This window comes from Halomonas sp. KX33721 (genome assembly GCF_001596805.1).
Lineage (GTDB): Bacteria > Pseudomonadota > Gammaproteobacteria > Pseudomonadales > Halomonadaceae > Vreelandella > Vreelandella aquamarina.
Genome location: NZ_LVIA01000004.1, coordinates 20,314 through 37,176 on the forward strand (window position 1 = coordinate 20,314; position 16,863 = coordinate 37,176).

At 58.3% G+C, this 16,863-nt stretch carries 12 protein-coding genes and 2 pseudogenes; 5 read left to right on the top strand and 9 right to left on the bottom strand.

Features of this window, described 5'->3' with window-relative positions:
* Positions 1 to 39: 39 nt before the first annotated feature.
* A pseudogene (gene cmoB, locus A3220_RS01160) lies at positions 40 to 1,051 on the bottom strand (tRNA 5-methoxyuridine(34)/uridine 5-oxyacetic acid(34) synthase CmoB).
* A gap of 1 nt (position 1,052) precedes the next feature.
* Entirely contained in the window at positions 1,053 to 1,796 is a 744-nt protein-coding gene (gene cmoA, locus A3220_RS01165) for a carboxy-S-adenosyl-L-methionine synthase CmoA (protein ID WP_054641011.1), read from the bottom strand.
* 114 nt (positions 1,797 to 1,910) lie between these two features.
* Here cmoA and pgi point away from each other — a divergent pair, with 114 nt between their 5' ends.
* The 4 genes and pseudogenes from pgi (at position 1,911) to serB (ending at position 8,861) form a co-directional block, all read left to right on the top strand.
* A complete protein-coding gene (gene pgi / locus A3220_RS01170; protein WP_062372536.1) occupies positions 1,911 to 3,614 on the top strand; it encodes a glucose-6-phosphate isomerase in 1,704 nt (567 codons plus the stop codon).
* A gap of 169 nt (positions 3,615 to 3,783) precedes the next feature.
* A pseudogene (gene parE / locus A3220_RS01175) lies at positions 3,784 to 5,680 on the top strand (DNA topoisomerase IV subunit B).
* Positions 5,681 to 5,687: 7 nt separating this feature from the next.
* The gene (gene parC, locus A3220_RS01180; protein WP_062372539.1) at positions 5,688 to 7,940 is read left to right on the top strand and encodes a DNA topoisomerase IV subunit A; all 2,253 of its coding nucleotides are present in this window, start codon (positions 5,688 to 5,690) and stop codon (positions 7,938 to 7,940) included.
* 3 nt (positions 7,941 to 7,943) lie between these two features.
* Positions 7,944 to 8,861 (top strand): phosphoserine phosphatase SerB, encoded by a 918-nt coding sequence (gene serB, locus A3220_RS01185; protein WP_062372542.1) that lies wholly within the window; start codon positions 7,944 to 7,946, stop codon positions 8,859 to 8,861.
* 80 nt (positions 8,862 to 8,941) lie between these two features.
* Here serB and A3220_RS01190 read toward each other — a convergent pair whose 3' ends face one another.
* The 7 genes from A3220_RS01190 to A3220_RS01220 all read right to left on the bottom strand — a co-directional run bounded on the left by A3220_RS01190 (position 8,942) and on the right by A3220_RS01220 (position 15,817).
* Complete coding sequence (locus A3220_RS01190; RefSeq protein WP_354702713.1) at positions 8,942 to 9,793, bottom strand: DUF6694 family lipoprotein; 852 nt, start codon at positions 9,791 to 9,793, stop codon at positions 8,942 to 8,944.
* 186 nt (positions 9,794 to 9,979) lie between these two features.
* Complete coding sequence (locus tag A3220_RS01195; protein WP_062372548.1) at positions 9,980 to 10,366, bottom strand: Na+/H+ antiporter subunit G; 387 nt, start codon at positions 10,364 to 10,366, stop codon at positions 9,980 to 9,982.
* Between the two features lie 22 nt (positions 10,367 to 10,388).
* Entirely contained in the window at positions 10,389 to 10,658 is a 270-nt protein-coding gene (locus A3220_RS01200) for a K+/H+ antiporter subunit F (RefSeq protein ID WP_044629074.1), read from the bottom strand.
* On the bottom strand, positions 10,652 to 11,149 hold the full coding sequence (locus tag A3220_RS01205) for a Na+/H+ antiporter subunit E (protein ID WP_044629075.1): 498 nt from the start codon (positions 11,147 to 11,149) through the stop codon (positions 10,652 to 10,654). Before A3220_RS01205 ends, A3220_RS01200 begins: the two co-directional genes overlap by 7 nt.
* Positions 11,146 to 12,657 (bottom strand): monovalent cation/H+ antiporter subunit D, encoded by a 1,512-nt coding sequence (locus A3220_RS01210; protein ID WP_062372551.1) that lies wholly within the window; start codon positions 12,655 to 12,657, stop codon positions 11,146 to 11,148. The genes A3220_RS01205 and A3220_RS01210 overlap by 4 nt, the downstream gene beginning before the upstream one ends.
* Entirely contained in the window at positions 12,654 to 12,986 is a 333-nt protein-coding gene (locus tag A3220_RS01215) for a Na+/H+ antiporter subunit C (RefSeq protein ID WP_044629077.1), read from the bottom strand. Before A3220_RS01215 ends, A3220_RS01210 begins: the two co-directional genes overlap by 4 nt.
* Complete coding sequence (locus A3220_RS01220; RefSeq protein WP_044629078.1) at positions 12,986 to 15,817, bottom strand: monovalent cation/H+ antiporter subunit A; 2,832 nt, start codon at positions 15,815 to 15,817, stop codon at positions 12,986 to 12,988. The genes A3220_RS01215 and A3220_RS01220 overlap by 1 nt, the downstream gene beginning before the upstream one ends.
* Positions 15,818 to 15,977: 160 nt before the next feature.
* Between A3220_RS01220 and A3220_RS01225 the strand changes: the two genes are divergently transcribed.
* Positions 15,978 to 16,850 (top strand): ion transporter, encoded by an 873-nt coding sequence (locus A3220_RS01225; protein ID WP_062372554.1) that lies wholly within the window; start codon positions 15,978 to 15,980, stop codon positions 16,848 to 16,850.
* The last annotated feature ends 13 nt before the right edge of the window (positions 16,851 to 16,863 follow it).

Genomic DNA, 16,863 nt, shown 5'->3' on the forward strand with positions numbered 1-16,863 from the left:
AAAAGTACTGGTTTAAAAATGGTGGGCGGCCATCACTCACTACTCCGGCTTGTTCGCCAGAATCACCGCACGGCGTGGGGCGGGGTAGCCTTCAATGGTGCGGCTGCGGTCATTCGGGTCGAGGAAGTCCGCCAGCGACTGGTAGGTCATCCACTCGGTGGAGCGCTGCTCATCGAGCGTCGTCATCGCTTCATCTACCACCCGTACATTGGTGAAGCCGCAGCGCTCCAGCCAGTGGCACAGTGCTTTGGAGGAAGGCAGAAAGTAGACGTTGGGCATGGCGGCGTAGCGCTCGCCGGGTACGAATACGGTCTGCTCATCGCCTTCTACCACCAGCGTTTCCAGCACCAGCTCACCGCCGGGGGCCAGCGCGCCTTTTAGCTGTTGCAGGTGCTCAAGGGGCGAAGGGCGGTGGTACAGCACGCCCATGGAGAACACCGTGTCGAAGAAGCCCAGGTTTTCCGGTATGTCCTCGATACCCACCGGCAGAAACTGTGTACGTCCTTCATCGGCGTTGCCGACAAAGTGGCGCACCGCCTGAAACTGCCAGTAAAAGCGTGGGGAAGGGTCAATCACCAACACGAAAGCCGCGCCTGCACCCGCCATACGCCAGGCGTGGTAGCCGCTGCCGCCGCCCACGTCCAGCACTTTGCGGTACTTCAACGGCGCGAGATGCGGCGCGACGCGTTGCCATTTCCAGTCAGAGCGCCACTCGGTATTGATCTCGATACCACCCAGGTTGAATGGCCCTTTGCGCCACGGGGCCAGCTTGCGCAGCAGATTGAAGCACTGGCGCTGCTGGCTGTCGGTGAGGTCTATTTCCACCGTCAGCGTGTCGCTGTTTAGATCCACACGGCGCTCTTCCGGCAATGGCGGCAGCTTGGCCACGGCTTTTTCCCAGGCAGAGAGATCGCCGTGGCGCTGGCGGTCCAGCCCGCTGGAGAGCTGCTCGGGGAGCTTGGCAAGCCAGGGCGTGAGCGAGGCATCTTGAGTGGCCTGATCTAAAAAACGCTTGATACAGCACGCGATGATCGTCGGGGAGTAGCGCCACCTTAACCCTCCTTAAAGGCGATCAGCGAGGTGAAGTTCAGGTACTGGAACCAGGTCATGGAGCGGGGAAAACCCGCCAGCGACAAGCGCTCGTGCAGCGCATCGAGCGTATCGGGAATCAGCACGTTCTCAAGCGCGGTGCGCTTTTGGCTGATCTCCATATCGCTGTAGCCATTGGCACGCTTGAAGTCGTGGTAGCGCTCGACCCGCCAAGCGTTGTCGCGCTCGTCGGCATCGACGGTTTTTTCCGAAAGAATCAGCACGCCGCCGGGCTCAAGCGTGTTGTAAAGCCGCGTGAGTAGCGCATCACGATCGGCCGGTGGCAAAAACTGCAGCGTGAAGTTGAGAATAATCATCCCCGAAGGCGCATACTCGTAGGTACGAATATCGGCTTCTTCCACCTGCATGGAGTGCTCGGGGCACTCATCGAGAAAGGTCTGCTTGGCTCGGGCGGCCATGGCCGGGGAAAGGTCGATACCGGTATAGCGGAACGCATCGGCGGGCAGCGCGCCTGCCAGGGCGAGTCCGGATGCGCCCAGCGAGCAGCCCAGATCATAAACATGGGCACCGTGGCGCAGGTGGCGTTTGGCAATCAGGCTCAGCATGCCCAGAATTTGGCCGTAGCCGGGCACCGAGCGGCGGATCATGTCGGGGAAGCACGCGACGACCTGCTCGTCAAAGGAGAACCTAGCCACCTTGTCTAGGGGTGTTGAAAAGATAGCGTCGCGGTAAGATGCATCACTCATGGGCAAGCCAGGATGGTTAATGAGGCTGCGTAGTTTACGCGCCCTTGTTAACGCAGAACAGGCCTGATCAACACAGATTCCTGCCTCACGGAACGACGCCACAGGAGAAGGCACATGGCTTCAGCAACAGCAACTCCCGATACGCTACCCGCTTGGCAAACGCTCTCACAGCACGCCCAGGCGCTTAAGCATGTCCACTTGAAAAACCTGTTTGGGGATGACCCTGGCCGTTGGCAGCACTTTACTCGTCAGGTGGCGGGGCTCACTCTCGATCTTTCCAAGCAGCGTTGGGACGACGATACGCTGGAGCACCTGCTGGCGCTGGCTCAAGAGGCGGGCGTGCCAGGGGCCATCGAGGCGCTGCTGAGCGGTAAGCGGGTGAACGTCAGTGAGAACCGCCCAGCGCTGCATACCGCCTTGCGCCTACCTGCGGATGCGAGCCTGGAAGTGGAAGGCGAAGATATCGTCGGGGCCGTGCATGACAGCTTGGCGCAAATGGAGCGCCTAGTTCAGCGGCTACATGCGGGCCAGTGGCGTGGGGCCACCGGCAAGCCTATTCGTCACGTGGTGAATTTAGGCGTGGGCGGCTCGGATTTAGGGCCGCTGATGGTGACCCATGCCCTCGCGGACTATCGCCCCAGCGATATTCACCCGGTGGAGGTGCATTTTGCCTCCACGATGGATGGCTCCCAATTGGCGGACTACCTCAGCCGGTTCAATCCTGAAACCACGCTGTTTGTGCTGTCGTCCAAGTCGTTCACCACCATTGATACGCTCTCCAACGCCAACACGGCCCGCGACTGGCTAATCGGGCGGCTTACACAGCACGCCGACCTGCCAGAAGTCAGCCCCCATGCCAAACCGATCAGCGCAGAGCTGATTGTGCGCCAGCACTTTATTGGTGTATCCGCCAGCCCTGACAAGATGAGCGAGTGGGGGATTGCCCCGGACCACCAGCTGATGTTTTGGGAGTGGGTCGGCGGGCGCTACTCGCTGTGGGGCACCATTGGGCTGCCGATTGCGCTGGTCATTGGCATGGAGAACTTCCGCGAACTGTTGGCGGGCGCCCATGCTATGGATAGCCACTTCCGCGATGCGCCACTGGAGGACAATCTGCCGGTGTTACTGGGCTTGGCAGGCATCTGGAACGTGAACTTTCTGGATATTCGCGCCCACTCAATTCTGCCCTACGACGGGCGGCTTGAGTACTTTGCCGCTTACCTCGAACAGCTCGAAATGGAGTCCAATGGCAAGTCCGTGACCCGCCAGGGCCAAGCGGTGAACTACTCCACCTGTCCGGTGCTGTGGGGCCAGTTAGGGCCCAACGCCCAGCACGCCTTTTACCAGCTGTTGCACCAAGGCACCCAGCCGGTAGTCTGCGACTTTATCGCGCCTTTGAAGCGCTACGATGAGGTGGACGACCCAGACACCCGCCGCCACTTGAAGGCTCAGCATCGTCTGGCGCTGGCCAACTGCTTTGCACAATCCCGCGTGCTGATGCTGGGGGACGATGCGCTGGAAGAGGATGGCCCGCGTCCCGAACACAAGCGCTATCGTGGCAACCAGCCCTCGACCACCGTGCTGCTGGACAAGCTCACGCCTGCGACCCTCGGTGCGCTGATTGCGCTCTACGAGCACAAGGTGTTCGTACAGGCAGTGATATGGGACATCAACCCCTTTGATCAGTGGGGCGTCGAGCTGGGCAAGCAAATTGCCACCGATACCCAGGCCATTATCGACGGTGAAAAGAGTATCAGCCGTATGGATGCTTCCAGCCGTGGCTTGATTGAAGCGTTTTGGGCCGCAGGGCAGCAGTAGGACGCCCAACTCATATGGCTGGATATACAGCTTTTTGGTTTTCAGCTATCCTATGTGCTTTTCCAAGCGGCCCTATTTTAAGAGTACTCAAGAGGCCGTCCTGTGACGGCTCCTATTGAAGCCGACAGTACGCTTTTGTTCAGTATGTTTTTTCAGGAACCGACGTTACATGACCCAGTTTGATGCCTCCCAGTACGGCGCGAGTTCTATCGAGGTCCTGTCAGGGCTTGAACCGGTGCGTAAGCGCCCGGGAATGTATACCGATACCTCGCGGCCCAACCACCTCGCCCAAGAGGTGATCGACAACAGTGTCGATGAGGCGCTCGCCGGGCACGCTTCCAGCATCAGCGTGGTACTTCATAGTGACGGTGCCATTGAAGTGCAAGACAACGGCCGGGGCATGCCCATCGACCTGCATCCGGAGCACGGTGTTTCAGGGGTCGAGCTCATTCTTACCAAGCTCCATGCGGGTGGTAAGTTCTCCTCTTCGAGCTATCGGTTTTCTGGCGGCCTTCACGGCGTGGGCGTGTCGGTGGTCAATGCGCTGTCACGGCGTTTAGAAGTCGAAGTGACCCGAGACGGTGCTCGCCATGCCATTGCCTTCGAGCACGGCGAAAAGGTCGAAGAACTGCATGAAATCGGCAAAGCCCCCAAGCGCGCTACTGGCACTCTGGTACGCTTCTGGCCAGATGAGAGTTATTTTGACAGCCCGAAGCTGGCACTTTCCAAACTGAAACACCTGCTGCGCGCCAAAGCAGTGCTTTGTCCCGGTTTAGCGGTCACGCTAGTAGAGCCGGATGGCACCAAAACCGAGTGGGCCTACGCTGATGGCCTGCGCGACTACTTGGCCGAAGCCACCGATGGCTACGAAGTACTGCCCAAAGAGCCGTTCGTAGGCCACTTCAGCGACGATGAGCACGGTGTGGACTGGGCCATTCAGTGGCTGCCTGAAGGCGGTGAGGCGCTGCTTGAGAGCTACGTCAACCTGATCCCTACCCCCCAGGGCGGCACCCACGTTAACGGCTTTCGTTCTGGGCTGTTAGACGCCCTGCGAGAGTTCTGTGAATACCGCAGTCTGCTGCCCCGTGGCATCAAGCTCACCGCCGATGATTTGTGGGAGCGCGCCTCTTTCGTGCTCTCGGTGAAAATGCTTGACCCGCAGTTTGCCGGCCAAACGAAAGAGCGGCTTTCCTCGCGCACCATTGCCGGGTTTGTCTCGGGCGTGGTGAAAGACGCCTTCTCGCTGTGGCTGAATCATCATATCGAGCAGGCCGAGCAGTTGGCCGAGCTGGTGATCAGCGCTGCCCAGCAGCGTCAGCGGAAATCGAAGAAGGTCGCCCGTAAAAAGGTCACCTCGGGCCCCGCGCTGCCGGGCAAGCTGGCGGACTGTTCCGGCCAGGACCCGGCGCAGAGCGAGCTGTTTCTGGTGGAAGGTGACTCGGCAGGCGGCAGTGCCAAGCAGGCGCGTAATCGCGACACCCAAGCCATCCTGCCGCTGCGCGGGAAGATCCTAAATACGTGGGAAGTCGAAACCCACGATATCTATGGCTCTCAAGAAGTGCACGATATTGCCGTGGCGATTGGTGCCGACCCCGGCAGCGCCGACCTTGAAAAGCTGCGCTATCACAAGATCTGCATCCTGGCGGATGCCGACTCCGACGGGCTGCACATCGCCACGCTGCTCTGCGCGCTGTTCGTCAAACACTTCCCCGCTCTGGTCGATTCCGGGCATGTTTTCGTGGCCATGCCGCCGCTCTACCGGATCGACCTGGGTAAAGAGGTGCATTACGCCCTGGATGAGAGCGAGAAAGCCGCCATTTTGAAACAGCTAGCGAAAAAAACGCGGCACCCCCAACGTTCAGCGCTTTAAAGGGCTAGGGGAAATGAGCCCGCTGCAGCTACGTGAAACCACCATGGCCGTGGAAACCCGCCGCCTGGTGCAGCTCACCCTGGAAGAGGGAGACGGCACCCTGGAAATGATGGATATGCTGCTCGCCAAAAAGCGCGCCAGCGACCGCAAGAAGTGGTTGGAAGATTACGGTAATTTGGCAGACATTGAGGTATGACCCCCCGATGACCATGGATATTCAGGTAGCGGAAGGCGACGTCGAGCGTCTGTCCCTGCGCGATTACACCGAAAAAGCGTACCTCGACTACTCGATGTACGTCATTCTAGACCGCGCCTTACCCAACATTGGCGATGGCATGAAACCCGTGCAGCGGCGGATCATCTACGCCATGCGCGAGCTGGCGCTGCATGCCAATGCCAAGTACAAGAAGTCAGCGCGTACCGTCGGTGACGTACTGGGTAAGTTCCACCCCCACGGAGACAGCGCCTGCTATGAAGCCATGGTGCTGATGGCGCAGTCGTTCAGCTACCGCTACCCGCTGGTGGATGGCCAGGGTAACTGGGGTAGCCCAGACGACCCGAAATCTTTCGCGGCCATGCGCTACACCGAGGCCAAGCTCTCCAAATTTGCCGAAGTGCTGCTCAGCGAGCTGGGCCAGGGCACCGTAGAGTGGGCGCCGAACTTCGATGGCACCATGCAAGAGCCTGTAGTACTGCCAGCGCGGTTACCTCACGTGCTGCTCAACGGCGGCACGGGCATTGCCGTGGGCATGGCCACCGATATTCCACCGCATAACGTCTCGGAAGTGGTGGAAGCCACCTGCCACCTGTTGCGTAACCCCGAGGCCACCACGGCGGATTTGATGGCGTTTGTGCCTGCCCCGGATTTCCCGACGGATGCAGAAATCATCACGCCGAAAGCGGATCTGCGTAAGCTCTATGAGACTGGCCGAGGCTCGGTCAAATTACGCGCCCGCTATGTACGTGAAGACGCCAATATCGTCATTACTGCCGTGCCTTATCAGGTCAGCGGTGCCAAAGTATTGGAGCAAATCGCCGGGCAAATGCAGGCGAAGAAGCTACCTATGGTGGCCGACCTGCGCGATGAATCGACCCACGAAGAGCCAACCCGCCTGGTGATTGAGCCGCGCTCGAGCCGTGTGGATGTCGAAGCGCTGATGGCGCACCTGTTCGCCACCACGGATCTGGAAAAGAACGTGCGGGTGAACATGAACGTGATTGGCCTGGATGGCCGTCCACGGGTGATGCCGCTGACCGATATGCTGGGTGAGTGGCTGCGGTTTCGCCGTGCAACGGTGCGTCGCCGCCTTGAGCACCGTTTAGGCAAAGTGGAAGATCGCCTGCATATTCTAGAAGGCCTACTGACCGCTTACCTGAATATTGATGAGGTGATCCGCATCATCCGCGAAGAGGATGAGCCCAAGCCTGCCCTGATGAGCACCTTTGGCCTGACCGAGCGTCAGGCTGAAGCCATTCTTGAGCTGCGTCTGCGTCATCTTGCCAAACTGGAAGAGATGAAGATTCGCGGCGAGCAGGATGAGCTAGAGAAAGAGCGCAAAACGCTGCAAGGCCTGTTAGGTAGCGAAGCCAAGCTGACGACGCTAATTGAAAAAGAGATCCGCGCGGCGGGTAAAGAGCACGGCGACGACCGCCGCTCGCCGCTGGTGGAGCGCAGCGAGGCTAAAGCGCTCTCTGAGGTGGAGCTACTGGGTGCCGACCCGATTACCGTAGTACTGTCGGATAAAGGCTGGATTCGTGCTGCCAAAGGCCACGATATCGACCCCGAAGGGCTCTCCTACAAAGCGGGGGATCGTTTCCGACTAGCCGCTCGGGGTAAAACCAACCAGCCGCTGGTGCTGCTGGACGATACAGGCCGCGCCTATACCCTGGCGGCGCACAATTTACCCAGCGCCCGAGGGCAGGGCGAGCCGGTGACTGGGCGAGTGAACGTGGCAGCAGGGGCGCAGATGGCGGGTCTGATGCTCGCGCCGCCCACCAAGCGCTATCTGCTGGCCAGCGACGGCGGCTATGGGTTTGTGGCCCAGCTCGAAGCGCTCACCGGCAAAAACAAAGCGGGTAAAGCCGTGCTTAGCGTGCCGAAAGGCTGCTGCGTCATGCCGCCCATTGAGGTGCCGGAGGGCGAAGGGCTGTGGGTGGCTTCGGTTTCCAACGAAGGGCGGCTGCTGCTCTTCCCGCTAGACCAGTTGCCCGAGATGGCCAAGGGCAAGGGCAACAAGATGCTCGATATCCCCGGCCCCCGGGCGGCGCGGCGCGAAGAGTTCCTGCGTGATATCGCCATTGTGCCGGAAGGCGGAGAGCTGATCATTCATGCGGGTAAGCGCAAACTGACCCTCAAGGCGGATGATCTCGCGTATTATCGTGGGGAGCGTGGCAGAAGGGGCAGCAAGCTGCCGCGTGGTTTCCAAAAAGTTGATCGTTTAGAAGCAGGGGAGTAACGGATGGCACGCGGGGATATTCTGGTCACTCTGTTAGCGCCGCGCTTGACCGCCACAATAGAGTCGGCGATGGCGGCGTTAATGGTGCAGTTTGGCCTGCAGGAAGAGCGTCGCCAGACGTTGGCAGATACGGCACAAGGCGGCGGCATGGATTGCTTGGAGCTTCATTTGAGCGGCGCGCCCGACGAATTAACCGCCCTGCGCCAGGCAGCGTTGGAACTAGGCGAAACCCACGGTGTGGATCTTGTGGTGCAGCCAGCAAGGCCCGAGGCCACGCCTCGCCTGGTCTGCTTCGATATGGACTCCACGCTGATTAAAGCGGAAGTCATTGATGAGCTGGCGCGGCGTCATGGAGTGGGGCACGAGGTTTCGGAAGTGACCGAACGCGCCATGCGCGGTGAGCTGGATTTTAAAGCTAGCTTTCGCGAGCGCATGAGCAAGCTGGAGGGTTTGGAAGAGACGGTGTTGGCCAGTATTGCCGCTGAGCTGCCGCTGATGGATGGCGTTGAGCGTCTGATGGTGAATTTGAAGCGCTTGGGCTACCGAACGGTGATCTTGTCTGGCGGCTTCACCTACTTTGCTCGCTACCTTCAGGAGCGGCTTGGCTTTGATGAAATTCATGCTAATGAACTCGTCATCCAGCAGGGCAAAGTGACTGGCACGGTGCAGGAGCCCATCGTCGATGCCGAACGTAAAGCGGCTTTGCTTGAGCAAATCGCTGAACGGGAAGGGGTGCCGCTGGCGCAAACCGTTGCTGTGGGCGATGGCGCGAACGATCTGAAAATGCTGGCGACGGCGGGCTTAGGCGTGGCGTTTCGCGCTAAACCGTTGGTACGTGCCGAAGCGCGCCAAGCGATCTCTGTCGCGGGGTTGGATGGCGTGCTTTACCTGCTTGGCTATAGCGACGCTGAGCTAACCTAAGCTAAGCCAGACGACGCGGGTCAACGTAAAACGGCGGTGCTTGTTAGCACCGCCGTTTTTGTTGATCAACTGTTCGTCGTTTAGCTGTCTGCCGCTTGGCTATCCGTAGCTTTGGGGCGTATGCCGCCGTACTCGGTGCGCAGCGACTCTAGCCGGGCTGTCTCGCTTTCGGTCAGCGGAGGCGCGTTCCATAGTGGCTCGCCTTCGGCGTTATTGACGCCCTGCAGCGTGAGCGATAGCTCGGCATTGCGGGGGATTTGATCATTGCCCCAGGGGCCAAAGCGGTTGGGTGCCAAGCTCCATGTGGCGCTTTCGCCGGGGGCTAAACCGCCGGCAATCACGTAGTAGAAGGTTTCATCTACCCAGGCGATTTCCCGCTCTGGGCTTTCCAGTAGTCCACGCAGCATGAGCTCTGAAACGGCTTGATCAGCACCGTTCGTCACCGTTAGCTCGATCACGGGTTCCAGCGCGCCGTAGGGGCTGGTGCTGAGGTAGTAGCGAGCACTATCAATACTGATTTGTGTTAAATGCTCCTGCGCTTGCTGGGCGCTAGTCTGTTTAGCTTCCAGCCGGTTCAGCGTGCGTAGCGCCTGTTCTCGCTCTCTAGCACGCCGCTGACGCAGCATCTCATCAGCGCGCTCAATAATTTCGTCGCCCGTTAGCCCGTGCATATAGGCATTAGCCGATTCAGCAATTTCAGCAGCGTTCATGCGTTGGGGGTTAAAGAGATCGATACCGTTAAACGATGACATGGCTATGATCTTCAGCGCGGTATCAAACTCGTCGCGCTTATAGGTGGGCAGCGACTCACGCACTTTCTCGATTGAGACCACCGCTGCAGGCATGGAACTCGTATCGACTTTCGGGTCGGAGCAGCCTACGAGTACCAAGGCGGATAATGAAAGTGCAGATAGCCTGGGTAGGCTCCACATAGATGTACCTCACCACAAAAAATCAATCGGCAAGAGCTTACCGGAAAGTGGCATCCGCCACTACTTTCTCTTGAGAGCAGATTATGCGTGAGGCTGACACTTTTGGTGCTCGCTCAGATGTTTAGCATAGCGGGCAATAAAAAGCGCTGGCGGTTGCCAGCGCTTGAGAAAATAGGGCAGCGAAGCTTAGCCGTGCCCTTTGTCCGGATGAGGTACCGGCTTTTCGCCGACCTCTTCAGAGCGCAACTCGACCGGTTTGCCCTGGGTTTTTTGGCTGTGCTTTAACTGCATATGCAAACCGGTTTTGGCCAGCAGGTGAGCGCTTACTGGGGCGGTAATAAACAGGAACAGCGTAATCAGCAGCTCTTGGATATCCGGCTTACCATCGACGCTCCAAAAATACCCCATGGAGGCAATCAGCATGCAGCCGATGCCCAACGTAGTGGCTTTAGTAGGGCCGTGTAGGCGCATATAGAAATCGCGCAGGTGTGCCATGCCTAGCGAGCCTATAAACACAAACACGCCTCCGGCTATTAACAGTAGGGAAATCAGTGCTTCAACTAAGAATGGCATAAACGCACCTCATTAATCGGACTCATTCAATAATATCCCCGCGTAGAATGTACTTGCACACGGCTACCGTACTGATAAAGCCAAGCATGGCGATCAACAGCGCTGACTCAAAGTAAGTCTTGCTGTTGAGCCACAAGCCGAGCAATACGATTAGCGCGATGGAGTTGACGTACATGGTGTCCAGCGCCAGTACCCGGTCAGGGAGATCGGGGCCTACGGTAAGCCGATAAAGGTTCATTAGCAGGGCCATCACCACCAGCGCTAAGGTGATATAGAGCGCAATACTCAGCATTCGTAAATCTCCTTGAGCGGCCGTTCGTAGCGTTCGCGTATTTGCTCAATGAGCGCTTCTTCATCATCCACGTTCAGTGCGTGAATCAGCAGGGATTTGCCATCCATTCGCAGGTTGGCCGAAACGGTGCCCGGGGTCAGGCTGATCGTGCTGGCCAGCAGCGTGATGGTAAAACGCTCCTCCAACATCAGCGGGTACTCGATGAAGTGAGGCTTTAGCTTGCGCCATGGGTTAGCGATCAGGTACGCGACCTCAAAGTTGGCGGTGACGATATCGCCCAATACCCGCAGGCCAAAACGCAGCAGCATCATAGGCTTACTTATGCGTGGCCGAGCATCCCAAAAGCGGTGGGTTAACAAAGGGATCAGAATAGCCAGCGCACCCCCCAGAACGAGCTGGCCAAAGGCGTAGCTGCGCACCAGCAGCAGCCACACCAACAGCAGCAGTATCGAAAGAACTGGAGTGGGCAGCCATTTGCGAGGGGTAATCATGGAGTCTCTCCTGCATCGGGCAGCAGCGTTTCAATTAGCAGCTGTGGGTTGGCGAGCTGCTCTCCGGTGGCTTGGGTATAGCTGCTCACCGGCCCGGCAAACGCTACCAGTAAAGGCGCGGCGCTGAGTAGCCAGAGCATGCCGATCCACTGGTAGCGCGAAAGGGTGCTACCGCTGGGGCTGCCCCGGTGGCTGCGCCAAAACAGCGTAGAGCCTGCACGGGAGAGCGCGATGAGTGATGCTAGGCTGGCGAGCAGCAGCAGTGGCCATAGCCACACGCGCTGAGTGCCTTCTGCGGCTACTAGCACCATCGCTTTACCCAGTGCCCCTGACAGTGGCGGCATTCCCACCACGGCAATCGCACCAATGAAAAAGGTGATCGCCAGGGCGTTACCCTGTACCAGCGGACGCCCTTTAACGATGCGCGTACCCGGCTTGCCGCGCTGCAGGCCAATCATCTCAGCCAGCAAGAACAGGCCACCGGTGACCAGCGTGGTATGAATTAGGTAGTAGAGCAGGGCAGAGGTGGCCTCTGCTGAGCGCATGCCGACGCCCGCCAGCAGCGTGCCGACCGAAATCAGTACTAAGTAGGCTACCAGCAGGCGCAAATCGCGAGCGGCCATCACACCAACGCCAGCGGCTGCCAAGGTGGCCAGCGCTAACCACCACACCCAAGGCTGCTCTAGCGCCACAAGTCCGCCAGCCTGCTCGCCAAAAATCAGCGAATAGACCCGCAGAATGGCGTAGATGCCCACCTTGGTCATGATCGCAAACAGCGCTGCCACCGGGGCAGGTGCCGCCGCATAGGCGCGGGGGAGCCAGAAATAGAGCGGCAAAATAGCGGCTTTGAGGCCAAAGACGACCAGCAGCATTAGCGCCCCTGCGGTCACTAAGCCCTCACGCTCGGCGGGCAGGCTAGCAAGCTTATAGCCCATATCCGCCATGTTGAGTGTGCCGGTGGCCCCATACAGAATGCCCACGGCGATCAAAAATAGCGACGAGCCCGCTAGGTTAAGCACTACATAGTGAACGCTGGCCTGAATGCGCGCTTTGCCACCACCGTGTAGCAGCAGCGCGTAGGAGGCCAGCAGCAGCACTTCAAAGAAGACAAATAGGTTGAACAAGTCCCCTGTCAAAAACGCGCCGTTGATGCCTAGCAACTGCCACTGAAACAAACCGTGGAAGTTACTGCCTTTCTCGTCGTCTCCACCGCAGGCAAACACCACGGCACCCACGGCAAGAAGGGACGTGAGCAGCACCATCAGCGCGGAGAGGCGGTCAAGCACCAGCACAACGCCAAACGGTGGCTGCCAGTCGCCTAGGGCGTAATAGGTGATCTCACCGCTGGTGGCTTGGCGCACCAGGGCAATCGACACCAGCAGCAGAAGCATGGTGGCAATAACGCTCACAGCGCGCTTGTAGTGCGCCAGCCCCTGGCGTTGGTAAAGCAATAAAATACCCGCGACCAGGGGTAGTACCACGGGCAACACAATTAGATGCTGAATCATTCGCGGTCTTCCTTTTTACCATCCACGTGGTCGTTACCCACTTCGCTGCGCGCCCGCATGGCAAGAATGACGACGAACGCCGTCATGGCAAAGCCGATGACGATAGCGGTGAGAACCAGCGCCTGGGGCAGCGGGTCGGCAAACTGAGAGCCTTCGTTCACCAGCGCAGCACCGTCCGTCGTCAGCCCGCCCATGGAGAACAGGAACAGGTTGACCGCGTAGGAGAGCAGCGTCAGGCCCACAACGACCGGGAACGTTCTTCCACGCAGCGTCAGGTAGAGCCCGCAGGAGGTTAAGATGCCCGTAGTAATGGCGTAGAGCATTTCCATTAGTGGGATTCCTTTTCATTCGGCGTGTCGTGGGTGTCTGACGTTTTCGGGTCGGTCACCGGGCGGTGTGGTGTCGTCACCTTACCCAGGTTGGCCAGAATCATCAGCGTGGCACCTACCACTGCAAGGTACACACCCAAGTCAAACAGCAGAGCCGTGGCAAGCTCGAACGTGCCAATCAGCGGCAGGCTGAAATACCCAAACGACGAGGTCAGGAAGGGATAGCCCAATAGCCAGCTGCCTAGCCCGGTGAGCGTGGCAATGGCCACACCGACCACGGCGACCGGCTGGAAGGGGAAGTTCAGGCGCTCCTGCGCCCACTCAACGCCCCGCGCCATGTACAGCAGGATCAACGCAACCGCAGTGATCAAACCGGCAATAAAGCCGCCGCCGGGTTGGTTATGGCCGCGTAAGAAGATGAAGGCCGAGACCAGCAGCGCCAGTGGTAGTAGCGTCATTGAGATAGACGTCAGAATGGCCGGGTAGCGATCCGGCGACCAAGCACGGCCTTCACCGTCGCTGTGGGGCATGAACAGACGCAAGCGGTTGAGCAGCTTGAAGATAGCCAGGCCTGCAATGGCCAGTACGGTAATTTCGCCCAGGGTATCGAAGCCCCGGAAGTCGACCAAGATGACGTTGACTACGTTGTAGCCGCCGCCACCGGGTTTGCTGTTCTCCACGAAGAAGTTGGAGATCGATAGCGTTTCGCGGGTCATCACCGCGTAGTTCAAGCTGGCGACCACCAGCCCCAGCGCACCGGCTAGCAGAATATCGCGCACGTTGCGCAACGGGCTCGATTCGGTGGGGGTTTTTTGTGGCAAGAAGAATAGCGCCAGCATCAGCAGAATCATGGTGACGACTTCTACCGATAGCTGGGTCAAAGCGAGATCCGGGGCCGAGAAGCGTGCGAAGGTGAGGGCCACAAACAGACCTACTACCGACAGCATCAGCAGCGAAATTAAGCGGTAGCGGTGAGTCGCGGCGGTGGCAATACCACCAAAAATTAGCATGCCCGCGCCTAGCAGCACCACGCCATCTATCGGCTGGTTGCCTTTGGTGCCGGTCAATTCTTGCACGCTGGCAAGGCCGATCAGCCCCATCAGCAGGGCGGCACCCAGCAACCATCCCATATAGCGCTGTAGCGAGTTGCCTTCCAGCTTGGTGATGATCTGCTCGGCGCGATAGCCCACGGTAATGATAAACCGCTCGAACACGCGACGCGCATCCACACTGGCGAAGGGCTGCACAAAGCGGCGCAGATCGGCATGACGCCAGTACATGGCAATGCCCGCTGCAAAGGCCAGCAAGCTCATCATCAGCGGCAAATTCACGCCGTGCCAGATGGCGAGATGGAACGACAACGGTTCGACCAGAACGGATTGAGTGGCTAATTCCAAAATGCCCGTCGCGAAAAAGGCAGGGAATAAACCCACCAGCACACAGAGCGCCACCAGCAGCTCTACGGGCAAGCGCATCAGGTGGGGCGGCTCGTGGGGAGCTTTCGGCGTTTGCTCGCGGGCGGGTTTGTAGAACACCGCATGAACCAGCCGCAGTGAGTACGCGACGGAGAGAATGCCGCCCAGCGTCGCCAGGGCGGGCAGCACCCAGCTCAAACCGCCGAGTACTGGAGTGGCGAGGGTTTCGGTAAAGAACATCTCTTTCGAGAGGAAACCGTTAAACAGCGGCACCCCCGCCATAGCGGCGGCGGCTAAGGTGGTCAGCAGTGCGGTGACGGGCATTGCCTTTCTGAGCCCGCCAAGCTGCTTCAGCTCCCGGGTGCCGGTTTCGTGGTCGATGATGCCCGCGCTCATGAACAGCGCCGCTTTAAAGGTAGCGTGGTTCAGAATATGAAACAGCGCAGCCAACACGGCCATGGGGCTGCCAATGCCCAGCAGAACGGTGATCAACCCCAAATGGCTGACGGTCGAAAACGCCAGAATGCCTTTCAAGTCGGTTTTGAACAGCGCAAACCACGCGCCGTAAAGCAGCGTGATGGTACCTACCAGCGGCACGACCACGCTCCACAGCGCGCTATCCGCAATGGCGGGATGCAACCGGGCCATTAAGAAAATACCCGCTTTTACCATCGTGGCTGAGTGCAGGTAGGCAGAAACGGGCGTGGGAGCCGCCATGGCATGGGGAAGCCAGAACTGGAACGGAAACTGAGCAGATTTGGTGAATGCGCCCAGTAGTACAAGCCCGAGCATGAGCGGATAAAGCGGATCAGCCACGATGGTGGCGCCGCTGGCCAGCACGTCATCCATCCGATAGCTACCGGCCATATCGCCCAGCAGCAGTAAGCCTGCTAGCAGTGCTAGGCCGCCTGCACCGGTTACCGTAAGCGCCATGCGCGCGCCTTTACGGGCATCGCTGCGATAAGACCAAAAGCCAATCAGCAGGAAGGAGGAGAGACTGGTCAACTCCCAAAATAGCCAGAGCAGGATAAGGTTATCGGACATCGAGATGCCGACCATCGAGGCCATAAACAGCATCAAGAAGGCGTAAAAGCGTCCAAAAGGCTCATCGCTTGCCAAGTAAAAATGGGCATACAATAGAATCAATAGCCCAATGCCCAAAATGAGCAGGTTGAAGAGCAGCGACAGGCCATCGAGACGAAACGCAAGCTCCAGGCCGAGTGCGGGCATCCAGGTGGCAGCAAAACGCAGCGCTTCACCCTCCATCAGGGCAGGTATTTGCAGCAGCGTAAGTAGCAGTGCTGTTGCTGGCAGTATGCCCGTTGCGAGCGAGCACCAAGTGCGGCCGCGTTGGGCAGTCAGTGCCGGCACCAGTACGCCCAGTAACGGCAGTAAGGCGATCCACAGCAGTGTCATGAGGTCATCCAGCGCAAAAAATCAAAAAAATCTCCAGAGCAAAGAGGGTTGCCCTGGAGGCGAAGATACATCAAGTGAAACAACAGGATATCACTTGTATGGAAGGTGTGTAATTTTAGTATAAAGTGTTGACGTTAACCGTTTAGAGACTCCTTGTTCCATGAGTGAACCTTTCAATACCTGGCAAGCCCGCTTTGAAAAGCTGCGTAGTAACAAGCTTTTTGAGGGAGTAGTGATTTCCATTATCGTCATTTCTGCGTTGGTCATTGGCGCGAAAACCTACGAAGAAACCTCTCGAATTGAGCAGTGGTTGCTCTACCTGGATGTCGCAGTCACAGTATTTTTCCTGGTCGAGATTTTGATCAGAATGGCAGCCGAGCGCAACTTAGTCAGCTTTTTTAAGAAGGGCTGGAACGTTTTTGACTTCTTAATCGTCACCGCCAGTCTGATTCCTATGGACGATTCAGAGATGGTGCTGCTGGCGCGGCTACTACGCATTTTCCGCGTGCTGCGCCTGGTGTCGATGATTCCAGAGCTGCAGATGCTGCTGGGCGCGTTGGTCAAATCGATTCCCCGCATGGGCTACGTGGTGCTGCTCATGTTTATCATCTTTTATATCTACGCGGCGTTGGGCAGCTTTCTCTTCCACAACGTGGATGAGTTTTTGTGGGGCAACATCTCCATTGCCATGTTGACGCTGTTTCGTATCGCCACATTTGAAGACTGGACGGACGTGATGTACGCCACCCAGGAGGTATATGCCTGGAGCTGGATTTACTACCTGACGTTCATTTTCCTTACTGCGTTTATTTTTCTTAATATGATGATTGGTATTGTGCTGGACGTGATGCAGAAAGAGAGTGCCCAGCTCGATTTTGACAGTGGCGAAGGGGAGCCTGCACAGCTGCAGGCACTGCGTAGCGACGTTCACTCGCTCAAAGCGCAGCTCGATCGTATGGAAGCCGCGTTGGCAGAGCGAAATACAGCTTCGCCTCCCCCCAATAGTCCTACTGATTCCGCTAAAACAGATTAACGACAGGAGCGCC

What these genes read in the sequence shown, in the direction of transcription:
- A3220_RS01210 (WP_062372551.1), bottom strand. Translation starts at nt 12,657, where the DNA reads ATGATTCAGCATCTAATTGTGTTGCCCGTGGTACTACCCCTGGTCGCG.
- serB (WP_062372542.1), top strand. Translation starts at nt 7,944, where the DNA reads ATGGCACGCGGGGATATTCTGGTCACTCTGTTAGCGCCGCGCTTGACC.
- A3220_RS01195 (WP_062372548.1), bottom strand. Translation starts at nt 10,366, where the DNA reads ATGCCATTCTTAGTTGAAGCACTGATTTCCCTACTGTTAATAGCCGGA.
- A3220_RS01205 (WP_044629075.1), bottom strand. Translation starts at nt 11,149, where the DNA reads ATGATTACCCCTCGCAAATGGCTGCCCACTCCAGTTCTTTCGATACTG.
- A3220_RS01225 (WP_062372554.1), top strand. Translation starts at nt 15,978, where the DNA reads ATGAGTGAACCTTTCAATACCTGGCAAGCCCGCTTTGAAAAGCTGCGT.
- cmoA (WP_054641011.1), bottom strand. Translation starts at nt 1,796, where the DNA reads ATGAGTGATGCATCTTACCGCGACGCTATCTTTTCAACACCCCTAGAC.
- A3220_RS01215 (WP_044629077.1), bottom strand. Translation starts at nt 12,986, where the DNA reads ATGGAAATGCTCTACGCCATTACTACGGGCATCTTAACCTCCTGCGGG.
- pgi (WP_062372536.1), top strand. Translation starts at nt 1,911, where the DNA reads ATGGCTTCAGCAACAGCAACTCCCGATACGCTACCCGCTTGGCAAACG.
- parC (WP_062372539.1), top strand. Translation starts at nt 5,688, where the DNA reads ATGACCATGGATATTCAGGTAGCGGAAGGCGACGTCGAGCGTCTGTCC.
- A3220_RS01190 (WP_354702713.1), bottom strand. Translation starts at nt 9,793, where the DNA reads ATGTGGAGCCTACCCAGGCTATCTGCACTTTCATTATCCGCCTTGGTA.
- A3220_RS01200 (WP_044629074.1), bottom strand. Translation starts at nt 10,658, where the DNA reads ATGCTGAGTATTGCGCTCTATATCACCTTAGCGCTGGTGGTGATGGCC.
- A3220_RS01220 (WP_044629078.1), bottom strand. Translation starts at nt 15,817, where the DNA reads ATGACACTGCTGTGGATCGCCTTACTGCCGTTACTGGGCGTACTGGTG.